Here is a 14397-nt window from a genome sequence, read left to right as displayed (position 1 = left end):
CGTCGCCCCGGCTCAGAAATTGCGATGGTACAGCACGCGGATCGCGTCGGCATCCACCTTCTCGTCGAGCCACGTCCGCCGCTGGATGTCCAGCCAATTGAAGTTCGGACGCATCCGTGCCACGCGGTGGATGTTCGTCAGGTGGTCGATGGTGATGTTGTCCGTCGTGAAGTTGCCCGCACCCGTACCGCACGCGAGGGTGAGGGACGGCGGGGGATGGTTGAAGATTCCGCCGAGCGCCCCTTCGGTGGTCGGGGTGTTCACGAGAATCCTCGCCGCGTCCATGTCCGCGAAATCGGCGATCACCCTCTCGTCGTTGCAGTGCACCCCCACGGTATGGCCGACCCCACCCAGCCGGGTCACCGCACGGCAGGTCTCGATCGCGGCCGGGTAATCCATGGCCCTGAAGAGCGCCAGCACCGGGGCCAGGATCTCGTAGGAGAGCGGGTGCCCCGGTCCTACGCCGTCCTGCTCCGCCACGAGGAGGCGCGTCCCGTGCGGGACCGGGAACCCAGCCCGTCCCGCGATGACGCTGGCGGGGCGCCCGACCACGTCGGCACGCATGGTCTCGTTCGCCGTGTCGAAGCAAACGGGCCCCAGCGCCAGCGACTGCTCCCTCGTGCAGAAGTAAGCCCCCTGCTTCTCCATGAGCGGGCGGATCGCGGCGCCGACCCCCGGCTCCGCCACGAGCGCCTGCTCGCTGGCGCAGACGGTACCGTTGTCGAACGTCTTCGAGTGCACGATCATTCGCGCGGCGAAGGCGAGGTCCGCGGAGTGGTGGACGTACACCGGGACGTTGCCGGGGCCCACGCCGAGTGTGGGGGTCCCGGACTGCTGGGCCTTGCGCACCAGGGGGACCGTCGCGGTCGCGAGGATCAGGGCCAGCTTGCGATGGCGCATCACCGCGTCAACGATCTCGTTCCGAAAGGGCTCGATCCATTGGATCGAGTGGGCCGGGGCCCCCGCCGCCTCGGCGGCTCTCGCGAGGATCCGCGCCGTCTCGCGGCAGCACCTCCGCGCGCCGCGATGGAAGCTGAAGATCACCGGGTTCCGGGTCTTGAGGCAGATCAGCGCCTTGAAGATCACCGTCGAGGTCGGATTGGTGACGGGGGTCAGCGCCAGCACGGGGCCGATGGGCTGGGCGATCTCGGCGATCCCCCGCTCCGAGTCGTGCGAGAGCATCCCCACGGTCCGTCGCGACCTGATGTCCTCGTAGACCCGAAGGCTCGCCCACGCGTTCTTGATGACCTTGTGCTCGAAGACGCCGATCCTGGTCTCCTCGACCGCGAGCCGTGCCAACTCGATCCGCGCGTCGAACGCGGCGCGGAATACCGCCTCCACGATCCGATCGGTGCCTTCCTGATCGAGCCGGCGGAACGACTCGGCCGCGTCGCGGGAGCGCCCCACGACCGCGTCGGCGTAAGCTTCAACGTCGCCCATCGGAGCCACTCGCGCGTCCGCCTCGTCGGCGGTCAGCTCCCGTACTTCGCGATGATCCCCTTCTTGTCCAAGCCGAGAATCCCGTGCTTCTCACCGACCTTCCTGAACGCCTCGAGCGCCCCCTCGAGCATCGGGAGATCGTGGTCCGCCGAGAGCTGGGTCCGGATGCGCGCCTGGCCGGCGGGAACCACCGGGAAGAAGAAGCCGACGGCGTACACCCCCTCCCGGAACAGGTCGCGCGAGACGTCCTGGCTCAGCTTCGCGTTGAACAGCATGATCGGAACGATCGGGCTCTCGCCGTCCTTGATCACGAAGCCGGTCTCCTTGAGTCCCCGTCGCCAGAACGTCGTGTTGGCCTCGAGCTTGTCCCGGCGCTCCGGGGTGGAGCTCAGAATCTCCAGCACCTTGAGAGCGGCGAACGCGATCGGAGGGGGCACGGCGTTGCTGAAGAGGTAGGGGCGGGCCCGCTGCCGGCAGAGCTCGACGATCTCCTTCCGTCCCGAGACGCAGCCGCCGCTGGCCCCGCCGAGCCCCTTGCCCAGGGTGGTGGTGATGATGTCGATCTTCCCGACCACGCCGAAGTGCTCGTGGGTCCCCCGGCCGGTCCTCCCGATGAACCCGCTGGCGTGGCTGTCGTCCACGAAGACCATGGCATCGTGCTTCTCCGCCAGGGCCACGATCCGGTCGAGCGGCGCGAGGTCGCCGTCCATTGAGAACACCCCGTCGGTGATGATCAAACGGACCCGCCGGTCCCGGTGCTCCTCGAGCTTCTGCTCCAGGTGGGCCAGGTCGGCGTGCTTGTACGTGTCGTGCATCGCCTTGCAGAGACGGATGCCGTCGATGATGCTGGCGTGCACCAGCCGGTCCGAGATCATCACGTCGTCGGGCCCGAGGATCGCCTCGAACACGCCGGCGTTGGCGTCCATGCAGCTGGGGAACAGGATGGTGTCCTCGGTTCCCAGGAACCGCGTGATCGCGCCCTCCAGCTCCCGGTGCACGTCCTGCGTCCCGCAGATGAACCGGACGCTGGACATCCCGTAGCCCCTCTCCTCGAGGCCGCGGTGCGCCGCCGCGATCACTTCCGGATGGCTCGACAACCCCAGGTAGTTGTTGGAGCAGAGGTTCACGACCCTTTTCGGCTCGGCGCCCGCCGGGAATTCCACCAGGATGCCGGACGACTGCGGCGAGTGGATGTACCGCTCTTCCTTGAAGAGACCCTGCCCGCGGATGGACTGAAGCTCCGTCCTGAAGGCCTGCTGCACCGCGTCCGGGTAGGCCATGTCAGGCGTCCTTTCGGATGCGGCGGACCAGCTCCATGATCCGGCTCACGGTGTCGAACGCTTCGGGGGTCGCCTGGTCGTCCGGGATGCTGATCGCGTATTTCCTCTCGAGGAATCGCTTGAGGCTGACCATGCTGAAGCTGTCGACGATGCCGCTCGAGATCAGCGGCGTCTCCTCGTCGAGCTCAAGGTCCTCGGCGTCCTCCTCGTCGAGGTACTCCTTCCGGATGTAGTCCAGGATCGTGTCCTTCATGGGTCGTCTCCTATCGGGGCGCCGGGGCGGCCTCCGTCAGTCATCGTCCAGCGTGCTGGTGTCCCCCACGTCCTGCCCCATCTCCTTCGCCTTCAGCATCCGCCGCATGATCTTCCCGCTGCGAGTCTTCGGAAGCCGGTCCAGGAACTCGATCTCCTGGGGCATGGCGAGGGGGGACAGCCGCTTGCGGATGAAGTTCATGATGTCGAGTTCCAGGTCGGACCCCGGCTCGAAACCCGGGCGGAGCGCGACGAAGGCCTTGACCACCTCCATGTTGATGGGATCGGGTTTGCCGATCGCCGCCGACTCCGCCACCGCGGGGTGTTCCAAGAGGGCGCTCTCGATCTCGAACGGTCCGACCAGGTGCCCGCCGGTGTTGATCACGTCGTCGTCGCGGCCGGAGAACCAGAAGTACCCGTCGGCGTCCAGGCTCGCGCGATCGCCGCAGATGTACCATCCGTTCACGAACTTCCTCAGGTAGGTCGCGGTGTTGTTCCAGTAAGTCCGCATCATGCTGGGCCAGGGGGGACGGACCGCGATCATTCCCACGCGTCCCGGCGCCTCGATCTCCTCCCCGGTCGCGGGGTCCACCACCGCCGCGACCAGCGCCGGGAAGGGCCTCCCCATGCTTCCGGGCTTGACCGGCATGCCGGGTAGGTTCGTGACCACGATCGCGCCGGTCTCGGTCTGCCAGAACGTGTCGTGGAAGTCCAGGCCGAACGCGGCGCGCCCCCAGTGGACCCCCTCGGGGTTGAGCGGCTCGCCGACGCTGCACATGTGGCGGAGCGACGACAGGTCCCGGCGCTTGACCGGCTCGACGCCGTCCTTCATCAGCATCCGAATGGCGGTGGGGGCCGTGTACCAGACGGTCACCCGGTGCTTCTCCATCGTCTCGTACCAGCGATCGCTCGAGAATCCGGCGTCGAGCACCACCTGCGTCACGCCGAGCGACCACGGGCCGATGATCCCGTAGCTCGTCCCGGTGACCCATCCCGGGTCGGCGGTGCACCAGTAGACGTCGTCGTCCTTGAGGTCGAGCACCGTCTTCGAGGTCAGATACTGCGCCAGGATGCTGGAGTGGACGTGGAGCGCGCCCTTGGGCTTCCCGGTGGTGCCGCTGGTGTAGTGGAGCACGCTCGGGCTCTCCCCGTACGTGCGGAACACCGGGAACTCGTCGATCCCGTGGTCCATCATCGAGAACGCGATCTCGCCCTCGTGGAGCCTCCGCCTCGCCGCGTCGTGGTCCACGACGATCACGGTTTTGAGGTCCGGAAGGCGCTCGCGGATCTTGCGCACCTTCCCGAGATGCTTGTGCTGCGTGACGACCGCGACGGCACGGCTGTCGTCCGCACGCTGGAAGAACGCCTCCTCGCCGAACGCGGAGAAGAGCGGCTGCACCACCGCGCCGACCTTCAGGATCCCCATGAACGAGATGTACAGCTCCGGGATCCGCTCGAGGAGGACGCAGACGCGGTCCAGGTCGCGGATCCCCTGGAGCGCCAGGAATTCGGCCCAGCCGTTGCTCAGCCGCATCACGTCCCGGTAGGTGAAGCGACGCACCTCCCCCGCGTGGTTCTCGTGGACGAGGGCGATCTTCTCGCCGCGCCCGAGCGCCACGTTGCGATCCACGCAGAGGTGGCTGAGGTTGAGCGGCGCTCCCTCGCTCAGGCCCAGCTCGCGCCGGGCGACGTCCCACGTGATCTCGCGCCTCAGTCGCTCGTAGTCGAAGGACTCGCTCAAGGCCGTCTCCCCCGTCAAAGGCCGATCCGCGCCGGGCGCAGACCTTAGCACAGACGCGCCGACCGGCAAAGGAAGCAGAGGGTGGCGGGCGAGGGGGACACGGGCGCGGCCGGCGTGGTCGTGCCGGACCGGCGATCCATCCCCGGCGTCAATCGTCCTTGAGATTCAAGAAGGCCTTCATCTGGGCCAGCAGGTACTCGTACTGCTGCGGCTCGGCCGGCACCAACCGGTACTCGTTGATGACCCGGACCTGCATGCCGAGCCACTCGCGCCAGCAAGCCGGACACACGCGCTCCCTCACCTTCTCGCCGACCGGGCCGGGAAGCGGGGCCCGCTCGAGACGAGTGAAAGGCGCGACGCCGCAGCGGGAACAGCCGATGTCCTCCATCTCTCACCCCCGAGCCCGCCGGCGCGCCCAAGCGGCGCGCGGGGCGCCTAAGTTAGAGCGTCCGGCATGGCATTGCAAGGCGCTCCCGGGGCGCCGCGGGAACGATGTATGATTCTCGCGGCCGGGAGGGTGGGACATGCGCGTGGACCGGCAGGAGTTCGAGGCCATCGCGGTGGTCTCGGTGGCCGAGCCGCTCGAGGTGGATCTCGGGAACGCCGACGAGTTCAAGTCGAAGGTGCTCGAGGCCATGGGGGACACCCGGCTCGTGATCCTGGACGCGGCGCGGGTGGAGTTCTTCGACTCCGCGGGGATGGCCGCCCTCCTCTCGCTCCAGAAGCGGCTCGCGATCCGCGACGGGAAGCTGGTGCTGGCTGGCCTCAACCGCTCGATCCTCGAGATCTTCAGGATGGTCGGATTCGACGTGGTCTTCGAGACCTATCCGGACGTCCCGCGGGCCGTGGCCGCGCTCGGCGGTTAGGGTCGCACAGGAGGGCACGGTGGCGGACGAGCGCGAGATCCCCGTCAAGATCCCGGACGACGTCCTGCGCGGGGCGTACGCGAACCAGATGGTCGTGGCCCACACCCGTGAGGAGTTCGTGCTGGACTTCATCAGCCTCTTTCCCCCCGGCGGGTTGGTGAACGCGCGAATCGTCGTGAGTCCGGGGCACCTGAAGCGGATGATCCGGGCACTCCAGGACAACCTCGCGCGCTACGAAGGGGAGTTCGGCCCGCTCAACGAGGCGCCCCCGCCGGGACCCGGAGAGTACAAGCACTGAGGCGGGTCGGGAACGGGAGCGGTGGAATCGCGTCGTCCCGCGCTCCGTCAGGCGGGCGCGGCCTGCGGTCCCCGGCCACCCCCGGCCAGCGCGTCGAGCGCCCGCTCCTCGAGACCCCTCGGCGAGAGACCGACGTGGTCCAGGAGCTGGGCCCGGCCGCCGTGGGTCGTAAAGCCGTCGGGGATGCCGAGCCGTACGACCCCGTCCATCGGAAGACCCGCCCCCTCGAGGGCCTCGAGGACGCCGTCCCCGAAGCCGCCGGTCAGGGTGTTCTCCTCCACGGTGATCAAGAGCGGGAACCGCTGGCGGAGCCTCGGCAGCATCGTGGCATCCACGGGCTTCACGAAGCGGCAGTTGATCACCGCAGCCCTGATGCCGCGAGCTTCCAGCCCGCGCCTCGCCTCGAGGGCGGATTCGACCATGGCGCCCACGGCGAGGAAGGCGATACCCGACCCGTCGTGGAGCTCCTCCCACGAGCCGATCGGTAGGATCTTGGGCGGCCTCGACGGATCGTAGCCCGGCGGCGCGGCTTCCCGCGGGAAGCGGAACGCGAACGGCCCGTCCTCCTGCGACAGCGCCGTCCACAGCAGGTCGCGGAGCTCGTTCCCGTCGCGCGGCGCCGCGAGGACCATCCCGGGAACCGCCCTCATGTAGGCGAGGTCCAGCACGCCGTGATGCGTGGAGCCGTCGGCGCCGACCAGACCGCCGCGGTCGAGGGCGAACACCACCGGCAGCCGCTGCAGCGCGACGTCGTGGACCACCTGGTCGAAAGCTCTCTGCAGGAAGGTGGAGTACACCGTGACGACGGGGCGAATCCCGTCGCACGCCATCCCTGCGGCGAAGCAGACCGCGTGCGCCTCGGCGATGCCCACGTCGAAGAAACGCCGCGGGTGCATCTCCTTGAAAGGGGCCAGGCCCGTGCCCGACGCCATCGCCGCCGTGATGGCGACCATGCGCGGGAACCTGTCGGCCGCCTCGATCATCGCCCTGCCGAACACGGCGGTGTAGGACGGACCCGGGACCGCGGGCGCGGCCAGGGTCTTGCCCGTCGCCCGGTCGAAAGGGGTCACCCCGTGGAACGATTCGTCGTCCTCCTCCGCGGCGGTGAGCCCTTTGCCCTTGCGGGTGAGGACGTGGAGCAGCACCGGTCCCGGCCGTTCCAGGACTTTCGGGATCAGGTGCATCAGGAGGTTCAGGTCGTGGCCGTCCACCGGCCCGAAGTAGTTGAACCCCAGGGACTGGAATACGCCGCCGGGCGCCAGAGCCGAGTTGATCGCGGCCTCGACGCGCTCCGCCGCGCCCCGCATCTGCCCGCCGGCGGGGAGCTTGCGCAGGAGGTTCAGCCCCTCGTCGCGGAGCTTCTTGAGGCGCGGGCTCATCTTGATGCTGGTCAGGTACTGCGCCACCGCGCCGACGTTCGGCGAGATCGACATCCCGTTGTCGTTGAGCACGACGAGGAGATTCCTCCCCGAGTGCCCCGCGTTGTTCAGGGCTTCGTAGGCCAGCCCGCCGGTCATCGCGCCGTCCCCCACGACGGCCACCACGCGGTGGCGCTCGCCGGCGAGATCGCGCGCGGCCGCCATGCCGAGCGCGGCGGAAATGGCCGTGGACGCGTGCCCCGCGCCGAACGCGTCGTAGGGGCTCTCGTCCCGCTTCAAGAAGCCCGAAATCCCTCCGAACTGGCGGATCGTCCAGAGCGCCTCGCGCCGCCCGGTGAGCACCTTGTGAACGTAGGCCTGGTGACCGGTGTCCCACACCAGCCGGTCGCGCGGAAGATCGAGGCAAGCTTCGAGCGCCACCGTGAGTTCGACGACTCCGAGGCTCGCCCCGAGGTGCCCCCCTTTTCGCGACACCACCTCGATGACGAAGTCCCGAACCTCGTCGCACAGCCTGGCGAGTTCTTCCCGGCTCAGCCCCTTGAGGTCGGACGGCGAGGTGATCCGGTCGAGCACGGCGCGGGGTCTGGCCGGTGGCGCGCCGGCGCGATCCGACGCCCGGTCCGCGGAAGCGTCCGCCGGCGGCAGAGCCTTCTCGCGGATCACCTCTTCCATGCTCGGCACCCCACTCGCCCAGGCGCTCGGGCCACTCTATCGAATGCCGCCGTCGACCGCCAACGGCGCCGGCGCCGTCTCGGCGCGCCGGGAGATCTCCAGCATTCGCGTCAGCGCCACCCGTGCCGGCCTCGCGATGTCCTCGGGGACCTCGACCTCGTTGATGATCCGCTCCGCGGCGAGCTCGTCCAGCACGAAGAGCAGGTGTTGCGGATCGATGCGGTTCATGGTCGCGCAGACGCAGGTTCCGGTGACCAGCGGCAGGACTCGCCTGTCCGTGTGGGCCCTGGCGAGGCGGGACACGAGGTGCAACTCCGTCCCGATGGCGATGACCGAGCCTGCCGGCGCCTCCTCCACCCGCCGGATGATGTCGGAGGTGGATCCCACGTCGTCGGCGGCCCGTACCACGTCGAGGCTGCATTCCCAATGGACGAGCACGAGGATCCCGGGGTGGCTCGCGCGCAGCGCCTCGATCTGGCCGACCGCGAAGCGCGCGTGGACCTGGCAATGCCCCTTCCAAAGCAGGACCCGGGCCTCCCCGATTTCTCCGCGGGTCAGGCCGCCCGATTCGAGGGTGGGATCCCACAGGCGCATCCGGTCCAGCGGGATGCCCTTGGCGGCCCCCATGTTCCTGCCGAGGTGCTGGTCCGGTAGGAAGAAGAGGGACTTCCCCTGGGACAGGGCCCAGTCGTAGATCGCGCCGGCGTTCGAAGAGGTGCAAACCGTTCCGCCCCGCGTGCCGACGAACGCCTTCACCGCCGCGGACGAGTTGACGTAGGTGACCGGCACGACGCCATCGGGTTCGCGGGCGGTCGCCATCTCCTCCCACGCCACCTCCACGGAGTCGATCTCCGCCATGTCGGCCATGGAGCAGCCGGCCTCGAGGTCGGGGAGGATCACGCGCTGCTCCGGCGCGGCGAGGATGTCGGCGGTCTCGGCCATGAAGTGCACGCCGCAGAACACGATCCATCGCGCGTCGGCGCGGGCCGCGGAGGCCTTGGCCAGGCCGTAGGAGTCGCCCGTGAAGTCCGCGAACGCGACGACCTCGTCCCGCTGGTAGTGGTGGCCGAGTATCAGCACGTCCCTTCCGAGCCGCTCGCGAGTTGCCGCGATCCGGCGCACCGCCTCGGCATCGGTCATCGACGCGTAGGGCTCGGGGAGGATCTGCATCGGGGGCGGCTCCAGGGCCTCCGGCGGAGCCTCTCCGCCGGGCTCTCGCCGGACCGATCGATTATAGCAACCGCTCGGGCGCCAGCGCCCGGTCGACCTCGCGACGGAGCGCCTCGAGCGTGCCTTCGTTCCGGACGATCCGGTCCGCGAGGAGGAGCGTCGCGCGAAGCTGCTGCGCGTCCGGGTCGGAGGAGTTCTCCTGGCGCTCGCGCTCCTCGAACGCCTCGAACGTCGCCGGGTCGCCAGGGCGAGATCGCGCGAGCGACCTATCGAAGCGCACCCGGGCGGGCGCGTCGACGCCCAGGAGGAGGAATCCGGGAATGCGGCGGAGGACGCCGACCTCCGCGGGGTTCCGGATCGAGTCCACGACGTCGCGAACGCCGATCCTCGCGAGGATCCGCTCCGCGAGGATCCCGGGACCCCCCGCGCGCCTCAGCTCGTTTCCGGTCCGGATCAAGTGCTCACGGTCGAGAGGGAATCCGCGGGCGGCCGCCTCCTCCCTCACGACGTCCGAGAGCGAGTGGACCGCGAAGCCGAGGACTCGAAAGTGGGCGGCGACCTCCCCTTTCCCGGCGGCGTTGGGCCCGGTCAGGCCGACGACCATCCGTCTCCCCGGAATCGGACCGACGGGAGATCGATCGTCAACTCCCACTCGGCGGGTCCGCCGGCGGGTTGTCTTCGGGTGGGGTTTGCGTGTCCGGCGGCGGCTCCTCCGCGGGGGGCTGCGTGTCCCCCGGGGCCGGCGCGGTCGTTGGGGTCGGCGCTGCGGTGCCGTCTCGCCGCACGTCGACATGGATCATGCCGCCCCTCCGGCCGGCGCCGCCCTGGCCGGGCGGCGTAATGGGCGCGGGCAGCCCCGAGCGCTGGAGGGAGTCCGCCAGCGCCGAGCGGTTGCCGACCTTCGTCGCGAGCCTCGCGGAACCGGTCGCGCCGACGGCGCTCCCCTGCTGAGCCGCGCCGTCGCCCAGGGACTTCCCGGCGAGCTGGTTCCTCCAACGCGCAGGCATGCTCGGGGTGCCGGTGATGGGATACGACCCCGCGTTCGACACCCCTCCGCCGACCGGCCCGGCGAGTGCCTGATTCGCGGGATGATAGACCGGATTGAGGTAGACGCTTTGCCCGGAGGATTCGATCTTGTCCACCATGGAGACCGGGAACCCCATCTTGGAGTTCGCTCCCAGCTCCACCGAGATCATGTCCTTCTCGACGGTGTGGGACGTGATGGGAAGGGTCGTACCGTTGGTAAAGTAGATGATCTCGTCCGCCATCGCGGGCGCCGCGATCAGGACGCCGAGGACGCACAACCCAGAAAGCGATCGCCCGACTCGCATGACGCCCTCCTCGCCCTCACCTGGCGACGCCCTCGCGCGGAGGAAGTGTACCCTCATACCCCGTCTGCGACAACCGGAGCGGCGGCCGGATCGCCGTGCGCGGCGGTTGCGCCCACGGGCGCCGCTCCGTAGAATCGACCCATGCGCAACGGAATTCCGCCCCTTTCCCTGGCCCTGCTCGTCAGCGCCGCGCTGCCTGTGGCGGCCGCGCCGTCGAGACCGTCGCCGGAAGACGCCGTGAAAATCGAGATCGGTGTCGCGCCGAAGCCCGTGGCGCCCGGAGGAGTAGCCGAGGTCACGGTGCAGCTTTCGGTGAATCCTGGCTTCAAGCTCAACAAGTACCCGAAGATCAAGCTCGCCGTTCCCGCCGTCGCGGGGCTCGTTTCGGGCGGCGAGACGTCCCAGGGAACCGACGCGGCGCCGCCACCGGACCGACTCGACACGAATTACTTCAAGTCGCTGGACCCGCTGCGGCTCAAGCTCGACGTCACGCCGTCGGCTGCGCCGGGCCTCCACGACCTCGACGCCAGGCTCTCGTATTTCTATTGCGTGGCGGCGAGTGGCTACTGCGCCCCGGCGAAGATCTCGCTCAAGATCCCCCTCGTCGTTCGGTGATCCGAGCTCCCCTCGGCGGCCCGACCCTTACGCCCGCGCGCGCGATCCTGAATTCGAGGACGCGGGCGCCCGTCGCCCCGAGCGCCCTCGAGACGTCCCGAGCCTTTCCGGCCCGCGCGAACGCCACGAGGCAGCCGCCGCCTCCCGCGCCGCAGGCTTTCACTCCGGCCGCCCCGGCGCGGCGGGCCGCCTCCCCGGCACGAAGCAGGGCCGGGGTCGCCACCGAGGGGGCGAGCCGGTAGCGCAGCCGGCCCTCCTCGCCCAGTATCCTCCCCGCCGAATCGAGGTCCCGTTCGCGGAGCGCGGCGTGGAGCTCCCGCGCCAGCGAGGCGATCGCCTCGAGTCCCCTCGTGGTCTGCCGCTCCCGCTCGATCGCCCTCCGGAACATGTCCCAATTGCTGATCCCCGAACCTCGGGGCTCGCCGGTGTACGCGAGCACGAGCCGTTCCTCGAGCCCCGCCGGGATCGCGAGCGCCTCCCGTGCGGTCCCGTCGAATCCGTGGTGGTACGCCGCGAGCCCGCCGTGAATTGCCGCCAGGTAGTCCTGGTTGCCGGTCGGCGTGGCGATCTCGGCCGCTTCCACGTTCATCACCCTGCGGAGCAGCGCTTCGCGGCGGAGCCCGGCGCCGGTGAATCGGCTCAGGGCGGCGCCGACCGCGATCCCGAGAGCCGACGATCCGCCGAGCCCCGCGCCCGCGGGCGCGTCGGCCTCGGTCACGAGGGTCAGTCCCTCGCCGGGCTCGAACGCCGCAGCCAACCGGAGGAGGAGCGAGAGCGGTCCTCGGCCCTCGCCCGGGTTAAGAGGCAGCTTCCTCGTGACGCGGAGCCCTCGGTCCCGCGAGACGACCACCACCAGGCGGTCCTTGCGTGGCGCGACGAAGGCTCGGGCCCTGAGATCCACCGCGAGGTTGACGGTGATCGCTCCCGGGATCAGGAGCGACAGCGGCCAGATGTCGAGAGTTCCGCCCGCGAGGTCGATTCGGGTCGGAGCGGACGCCTCAATCGCGCCGGATCTCATCGGGGCTCCTGCGAAGCGTCGTCGTCCTCGGCGGATCCCGCGCCTTCGGACTCTCCCTCGGAGTCCTCGCCGCCGGAGACCGGATCGAACCCCCGGCGGCGGTGCTCCGCGAGGAGGCCGACGGCCTCCTCGAGACTCGACGCCGGAACGAGGATCCGGATCTCGCCGAGGCCATCGACGGTGAGCGGCAACAACATGTGCGTGACGTCCGAGACGACCTGGCAGGGGATACCGTACGCCTCGAGGAGGTGCCGGACGATCTCCGCCTCGCCGTCGCTCCAGGTCCTCATGAGGAGGGCGCCATCCTCGGGGCCGCCGCGGGGGCCGGAATTCTCTAAGGAGCTCATCGCTGCGTCGTCCGTCCCGCGCGTCCGAGCGCTCCCGCGCGCAGGCCGGCGAGAACCCTCGCGCGGGCCGACACGGCGTCCTCCCGCGGCACCCGGCGTTCTCCCCCGTGGTACACCTGCGTCAGGAGGTCGGTCCTTGCCCCCCCGCACGGACACGGCACCGGCGCCGCGTCGCCGAGCGGAGACAGAAGGTCGGCGCCGCACGCGCCGCAGCGCCAGAGGGATTTCGGCCCGGAGAGCTTCCCGCGCTTCGACGCGGCGCGACCCTCGATCTCCACCAGGTCCATCGAGACGTCCACCGGTGGAGCCGCGGTGATGTACGTCCCGACGCCGTACGCGTCCGCCGCCGGGTTGAGCTCCAGGATGTCGCTCTCCCCGAGCCCGCCGGACACGAACAGCTTCACGTGGCGGAACCCCCTGAGGTCGAGCTCCCACCGAACCTCGCGGAGGATCGCGAGCAGGTCCCCGCGCCTCGAGGCCGGGGTGTCGAGTCGTACACCCGCCAGAACCGGCCCCAGCGCCTCGGCAACGCGGAGCGCCTCGAATCGCTCGTCGTGAAACGTGTCCACGAGCACGATCCGGGGGACGTCCGGCGGCAGGGCCTCGTGGAACGCCTTCGCCGCCTCCACCGTGTCGCCGAAGAGGAGCACGAGCGCATGGGGCATCGTGCCGGAGGGCTCGATCCCGATCCGCTCCGCCGACAGGATCGCGGCGACCCCGTCGGCGCCGCCGATCCATGCCCACCGCTCCACGGCAGGCGCGAGGATCGGGTGGACCCTCCTCGCGCCGAAGCAGACGACCGGTCGCGGGCCGGCGGCGAGGCGGCACCGCGCCGCTCTCGTCGCGACCCCGCTGGCCTGGCACATCAGGCCGAGGAACGCGGTCTCGTGCCGGCCGAACTCGAGGTACCGGCCCTCGATCTCCAGCACGGGCTCCCCCGCACGGAAGAGCGTGCCGTCCGGCAGAGCGCGGACGCCGACATCGAGCGCCAGCTCCTCGATCATCGCGACGACGTCGTCCGCGCCGCACAGCACGGCCCACTCGCCGTCGCCCGGAAGCCGCTTGACGAAGAACTCCGCGCGGACGCGGCGGTCGATCCCGCGCGCCCTAAGGGTCCGTTCGGTCCTCTCGAAGTAGACGTCGGTGACTCGACCCCTCAGGACGTCCGCGGGATCGGCGGTGTGAAATTCCATGACGCTCCCGCTTCGATTCTACGCGGCGGACCGGCGGGCCACAACGACGCCCGGCGTCACGGGAGCTCCACCGGCCGGGACAGGCGATCACGCACGAAGCGCGAGAGGCGAAAGCGGTCCGACGGGATCATGTGATCGAATTCGACGCCGAATCCGACCGAGCCCCCGGCGCCTCGTCCCGGACCCCTCGGCCCCCGGACCACGCCGTCGCAGGCGATTTCGTTCTCGTCTCCGGGGAGGCGGAGGCGCAGCGGGATCCTGGCCCCCGGCGGAGGGAGGCGGGTCGAGCGCAGGAACGCGCCGGTCTCGGACAGATCCTGGCTGAACGTCTCGATCTCTTCGCGCTCGTGGACGAACGCGATCCTGACGCGGACCGGGTATCGCGCGCTCCGGCGCTCCCGCACCGCGAGAAGACCGCGAACGACCTCGAGGAACTCCCTCTGGACCAGCGGCTTGAACACCAGCGCGTCGGCGCCCGACGACTCGGCCTCCCGGCGCAGGGTCGGGGTGCTCAAGAGAAGCACCGGGATCCCGTCGAGGGCGCGATCGGATTTCACCTCTCGGCAGATTCTCAGGCTCTCCGGGTTCGATGCGTGGATTCCCACGACCAGGAGGTCCGGCCGCTCGCGGCGGAGCGCGGCGAGCAGCTCCTCTCCGCGCGGCGCCTCGACGAAGCGGATCTCGGGACGCTCCAGGAAGGTCTTCTCGAAGTCGAGGCCGAGATCGTCGCCGTCCAGGAGGAGGATCTTCTTGTCCGCCTCGCCTCCCATCCCCCCGTCCCGGCGAGGCGGGTCG

At 69.9% G+C, this 14397-nt stretch carries 16 protein-coding genes; 3 read left to right on the top strand and 13 right to left on the bottom strand.

Features of this window, described 5'->3' with window-relative positions:
- Nucleotides 1-12: 12 nt before the first annotated feature.
- The 5 genes from LAO51_03890 to LAO51_03870 form a co-directional block, all read right to left on the bottom strand.
- Nucleotides 13-1440: an aldehyde dehydrogenase family protein gene (locus LAO51_03890; GenBank protein MBZ5637881.1), complete on the bottom strand. Its 1428-nt coding sequence runs from the start codon at nucleotides 1438-1440 to the stop codon at nucleotides 13-15.
- A gap of 32 nt (nucleotides 1441-1472) precedes the next feature.
- Nucleotides 1473-2720, bottom strand: coding sequence for a glycine C-acetyltransferase (kbl, locus tag LAO51_03885; GenBank protein ID MBZ5637880.1), 1248 nt, complete (start codon nucleotides 2718-2720; stop codon nucleotides 1473-1475).
- A gap of 1 nt (nucleotide 2721) precedes the next feature.
- A complete protein-coding gene (locus LAO51_03880; GenBank protein ID MBZ5637879.1) occupies nucleotides 2722-2973 on the bottom strand; it encodes an acyl carrier protein in 252 nt (83 codons plus the stop codon).
- A 36-nt stretch (nucleotides 2974-3009) separates the two neighbouring features.
- Entirely contained in the window at nucleotides 3010-4713 is a 1704-nt protein-coding gene (gene acsA, locus LAO51_03875) for an acetate--CoA ligase (GenBank protein MBZ5637878.1), read from the bottom strand.
- A gap of 148 nt (nucleotides 4714-4861) precedes the next feature.
- Nucleotides 4862-5101, bottom strand: coding sequence for a Fe(2+)-trafficking protein (locus tag LAO51_03870; GenBank protein MBZ5637877.1), 240 nt, complete (start codon nucleotides 5099-5101; stop codon nucleotides 4862-4864).
- A gap of 136 nt (nucleotides 5102-5237) precedes the next feature.
- On the opposite strand from LAO51_03870, the gene LAO51_03865 reads away from it, so the two are divergent.
- Both LAO51_03865 and LAO51_03860 read left to right on the top strand, forming a co-directional pair.
- Nucleotides 5238-5579 (top strand): STAS domain-containing protein, encoded by a 342-nt coding sequence (locus tag LAO51_03865; protein MBZ5637876.1) that lies wholly within the window; start codon nucleotides 5238-5240, stop codon nucleotides 5577-5579.
- A gap of 19 nt (nucleotides 5580-5598) precedes the next feature.
- Nucleotides 5599-5877 (top strand): DUF3467 domain-containing protein, encoded by a 279-nt coding sequence (locus LAO51_03860; protein MBZ5637875.1) that lies wholly within the window; start codon nucleotides 5599-5601, stop codon nucleotides 5875-5877.
- 47 nt (nucleotides 5878-5924) lie between these two features.
- Here LAO51_03860 and dxs read toward each other — a convergent pair whose 3' ends face one another.
- From dxs to LAO51_03840, 4 genes are all read right to left on the bottom strand, one after another.
- Nucleotides 5925-7928, bottom strand: a complete 2004-nt coding sequence (dxs, locus tag LAO51_03855; protein MBZ5637874.1) for a 1-deoxy-D-xylulose-5-phosphate synthase — start codon at nucleotides 7926-7928, stop codon at nucleotides 5925-5927.
- A 36-nt stretch (nucleotides 7929-7964) separates the two neighbouring features.
- Nucleotides 7965-9098 (bottom strand): quinolinate synthase NadA, encoded by a 1134-nt coding sequence (nadA, locus tag LAO51_03850; protein MBZ5637873.1) that lies wholly within the window; start codon nucleotides 9096-9098, stop codon nucleotides 7965-7967.
- A gap of 61 nt (nucleotides 9099-9159) precedes the next feature.
- The gene (locus LAO51_03845) at nucleotides 9160-9702 is read right to left on the bottom strand and encodes a dephospho-CoA kinase (GenBank protein MBZ5637872.1); all 543 of its coding nucleotides are present in this window, start codon (nucleotides 9700-9702) and stop codon (nucleotides 9160-9162) included.
- A 37-nt stretch (nucleotides 9703-9739) separates the two neighbouring features.
- A complete protein-coding gene (locus tag LAO51_03840; GenBank protein ID MBZ5637871.1) occupies nucleotides 9740-10429 on the bottom strand; it encodes a hypothetical protein in 690 nt (229 codons plus the stop codon).
- Nucleotides 10430-10666: 237 nt separating this feature from the next.
- Here LAO51_03840 and LAO51_03835 point away from each other — a divergent pair, with 237 nt between their 5' ends.
- Complete coding sequence (locus LAO51_03835) at nucleotides 10667-11044, top strand: hypothetical protein (GenBank protein ID MBZ5637870.1); 378 nt, start codon at nucleotides 10667-10669, stop codon at nucleotides 11042-11044.
- On the opposite strand, the gene LAO51_03830 is transcribed toward LAO51_03835, so the two are convergent.
- The 4 genes from LAO51_03830 to LAO51_03815 are packed head-to-tail and all read right to left on the bottom strand — an operon-like array spanning nucleotide 11019 to nucleotide 14372.
- On the bottom strand, nucleotides 11019-12062 hold the full coding sequence (locus LAO51_03830; protein MBZ5637869.1) for a GHMP kinase: 1044 nt from the start codon (nucleotides 12060-12062) through the stop codon (nucleotides 11019-11021). The two genes, LAO51_03835 and LAO51_03830, sit on opposite strands and share 26 nt — an antisense overlap.
- The gene (locus tag LAO51_03825; GenBank protein MBZ5637868.1) at nucleotides 12059-12352 is read right to left on the bottom strand and encodes a DUF2007 domain-containing protein; all 294 of its coding nucleotides are present in this window, start codon (nucleotides 12350-12352) and stop codon (nucleotides 12059-12061) included. Before LAO51_03825 ends, LAO51_03830 begins: the two co-directional genes overlap by 4 nt.
- Before the next feature lie 53 nt (nucleotides 12353-12405).
- Entirely contained in the window at nucleotides 12406-13602 is a 1197-nt protein-coding gene (locus LAO51_03820; GenBank protein MBZ5637867.1) for a nicotinate phosphoribosyltransferase, read from the bottom strand.
- Nucleotides 13603-13658: 56 nt separating this feature from the next.
- Complete coding sequence (locus LAO51_03815; GenBank protein MBZ5637866.1) at nucleotides 13659-14372, bottom strand: PilZ domain-containing protein; 714 nt, start codon at nucleotides 14370-14372, stop codon at nucleotides 13659-13661.
- Nucleotides 14373-14397 lie beyond the last annotated feature (25 nt).

The organism is Terriglobia bacterium (assembly GCA_020073205.1).
Taxonomy (GTDB): Bacteria; Acidobacteriota; Polarisedimenticolia; order Polarisedimenticolales; family JAIQFR01; genus JAIQFR01.
Note: the sequence above shows the minus strand (reverse complement) of the source record. Positions and strands in the feature narration are given on the sequence as shown.

Excerpts from the sequence above, each read along its gene's own strand:
- LAO51_03840 (MBZ5637871.1), bottom strand. The coding sequence starts at position 10,429 with ATGCGAGTCGGGCGATCGCTTTCTGGGTTGTGCGTCCTCGGCGTCCTG.
- LAO51_03865 (MBZ5637876.1), top strand. The coding sequence starts at position 5,238 with ATGCGCGTGGACCGGCAGGAGTTCGAGGCCATCGCGGTGGTCTCGGTG.
- LAO51_03890 (MBZ5637881.1), bottom strand. The coding sequence starts at position 1,440 with ATGGGCGACGTTGAAGCTTACGCCGACGCGGTCGTGGGGCGCTCCCGC.
- LAO51_03830 (MBZ5637869.1), bottom strand. The coding sequence starts at position 12,062 with ATGAGATCCGGCGCGATTGAGGCGTCCGCTCCGACCCGAATCGACCTC.
- LAO51_03815 (MBZ5637866.1), bottom strand. The coding sequence starts at position 14,372 with ATGGGAGGCGAGGCGGACAAGAAGATCCTCCTCCTGGACGGCGACGAT.
- LAO51_03880 (MBZ5637879.1), bottom strand. The coding sequence starts at position 2,973 with ATGAAGGACACGATCCTGGACTACATCCGGAAGGAGTACCTCGACGAG.
- kbl (MBZ5637880.1), bottom strand. The coding sequence starts at position 2,720 with ATGGCCTACCCGGACGCGGTGCAGCAGGCCTTCAGGACGGAGCTTCAG.
- LAO51_03845 (MBZ5637872.1), bottom strand. The coding sequence starts at position 9,702 with ATGGTCGTCGGCCTGACCGGGCCCAACGCCGCCGGGAAAGGGGAGGTC.
- dxs (MBZ5637874.1), bottom strand. The coding sequence starts at position 7,928 with ATGGAAGAGGTGATCCGCGAGAAGGCTCTGCCGCCGGCGGACGCTTCC.
- nadA (MBZ5637873.1), bottom strand. The coding sequence starts at position 9,098 with ATGCAGATCCTCCCCGAGCCCTACGCGTCGATGACCGATGCCGAGGCG.
- LAO51_03870 (MBZ5637877.1), bottom strand. The coding sequence starts at position 5,101 with ATGGAGGACATCGGCTGTTCCCGCTGCGGCGTCGCGCCTTTCACTCGT.
- LAO51_03825 (MBZ5637868.1), bottom strand. The coding sequence starts at position 12,352 with ATGAGGACCTGGAGCGACGGCGAGGCGGAGATCGTCCGGCACCTCCTC.
- LAO51_03820 (MBZ5637867.1), bottom strand. The coding sequence starts at position 13,602 with ATGGAATTTCACACCGCCGATCCCGCGGACGTCCTGAGGGGTCGAGTC.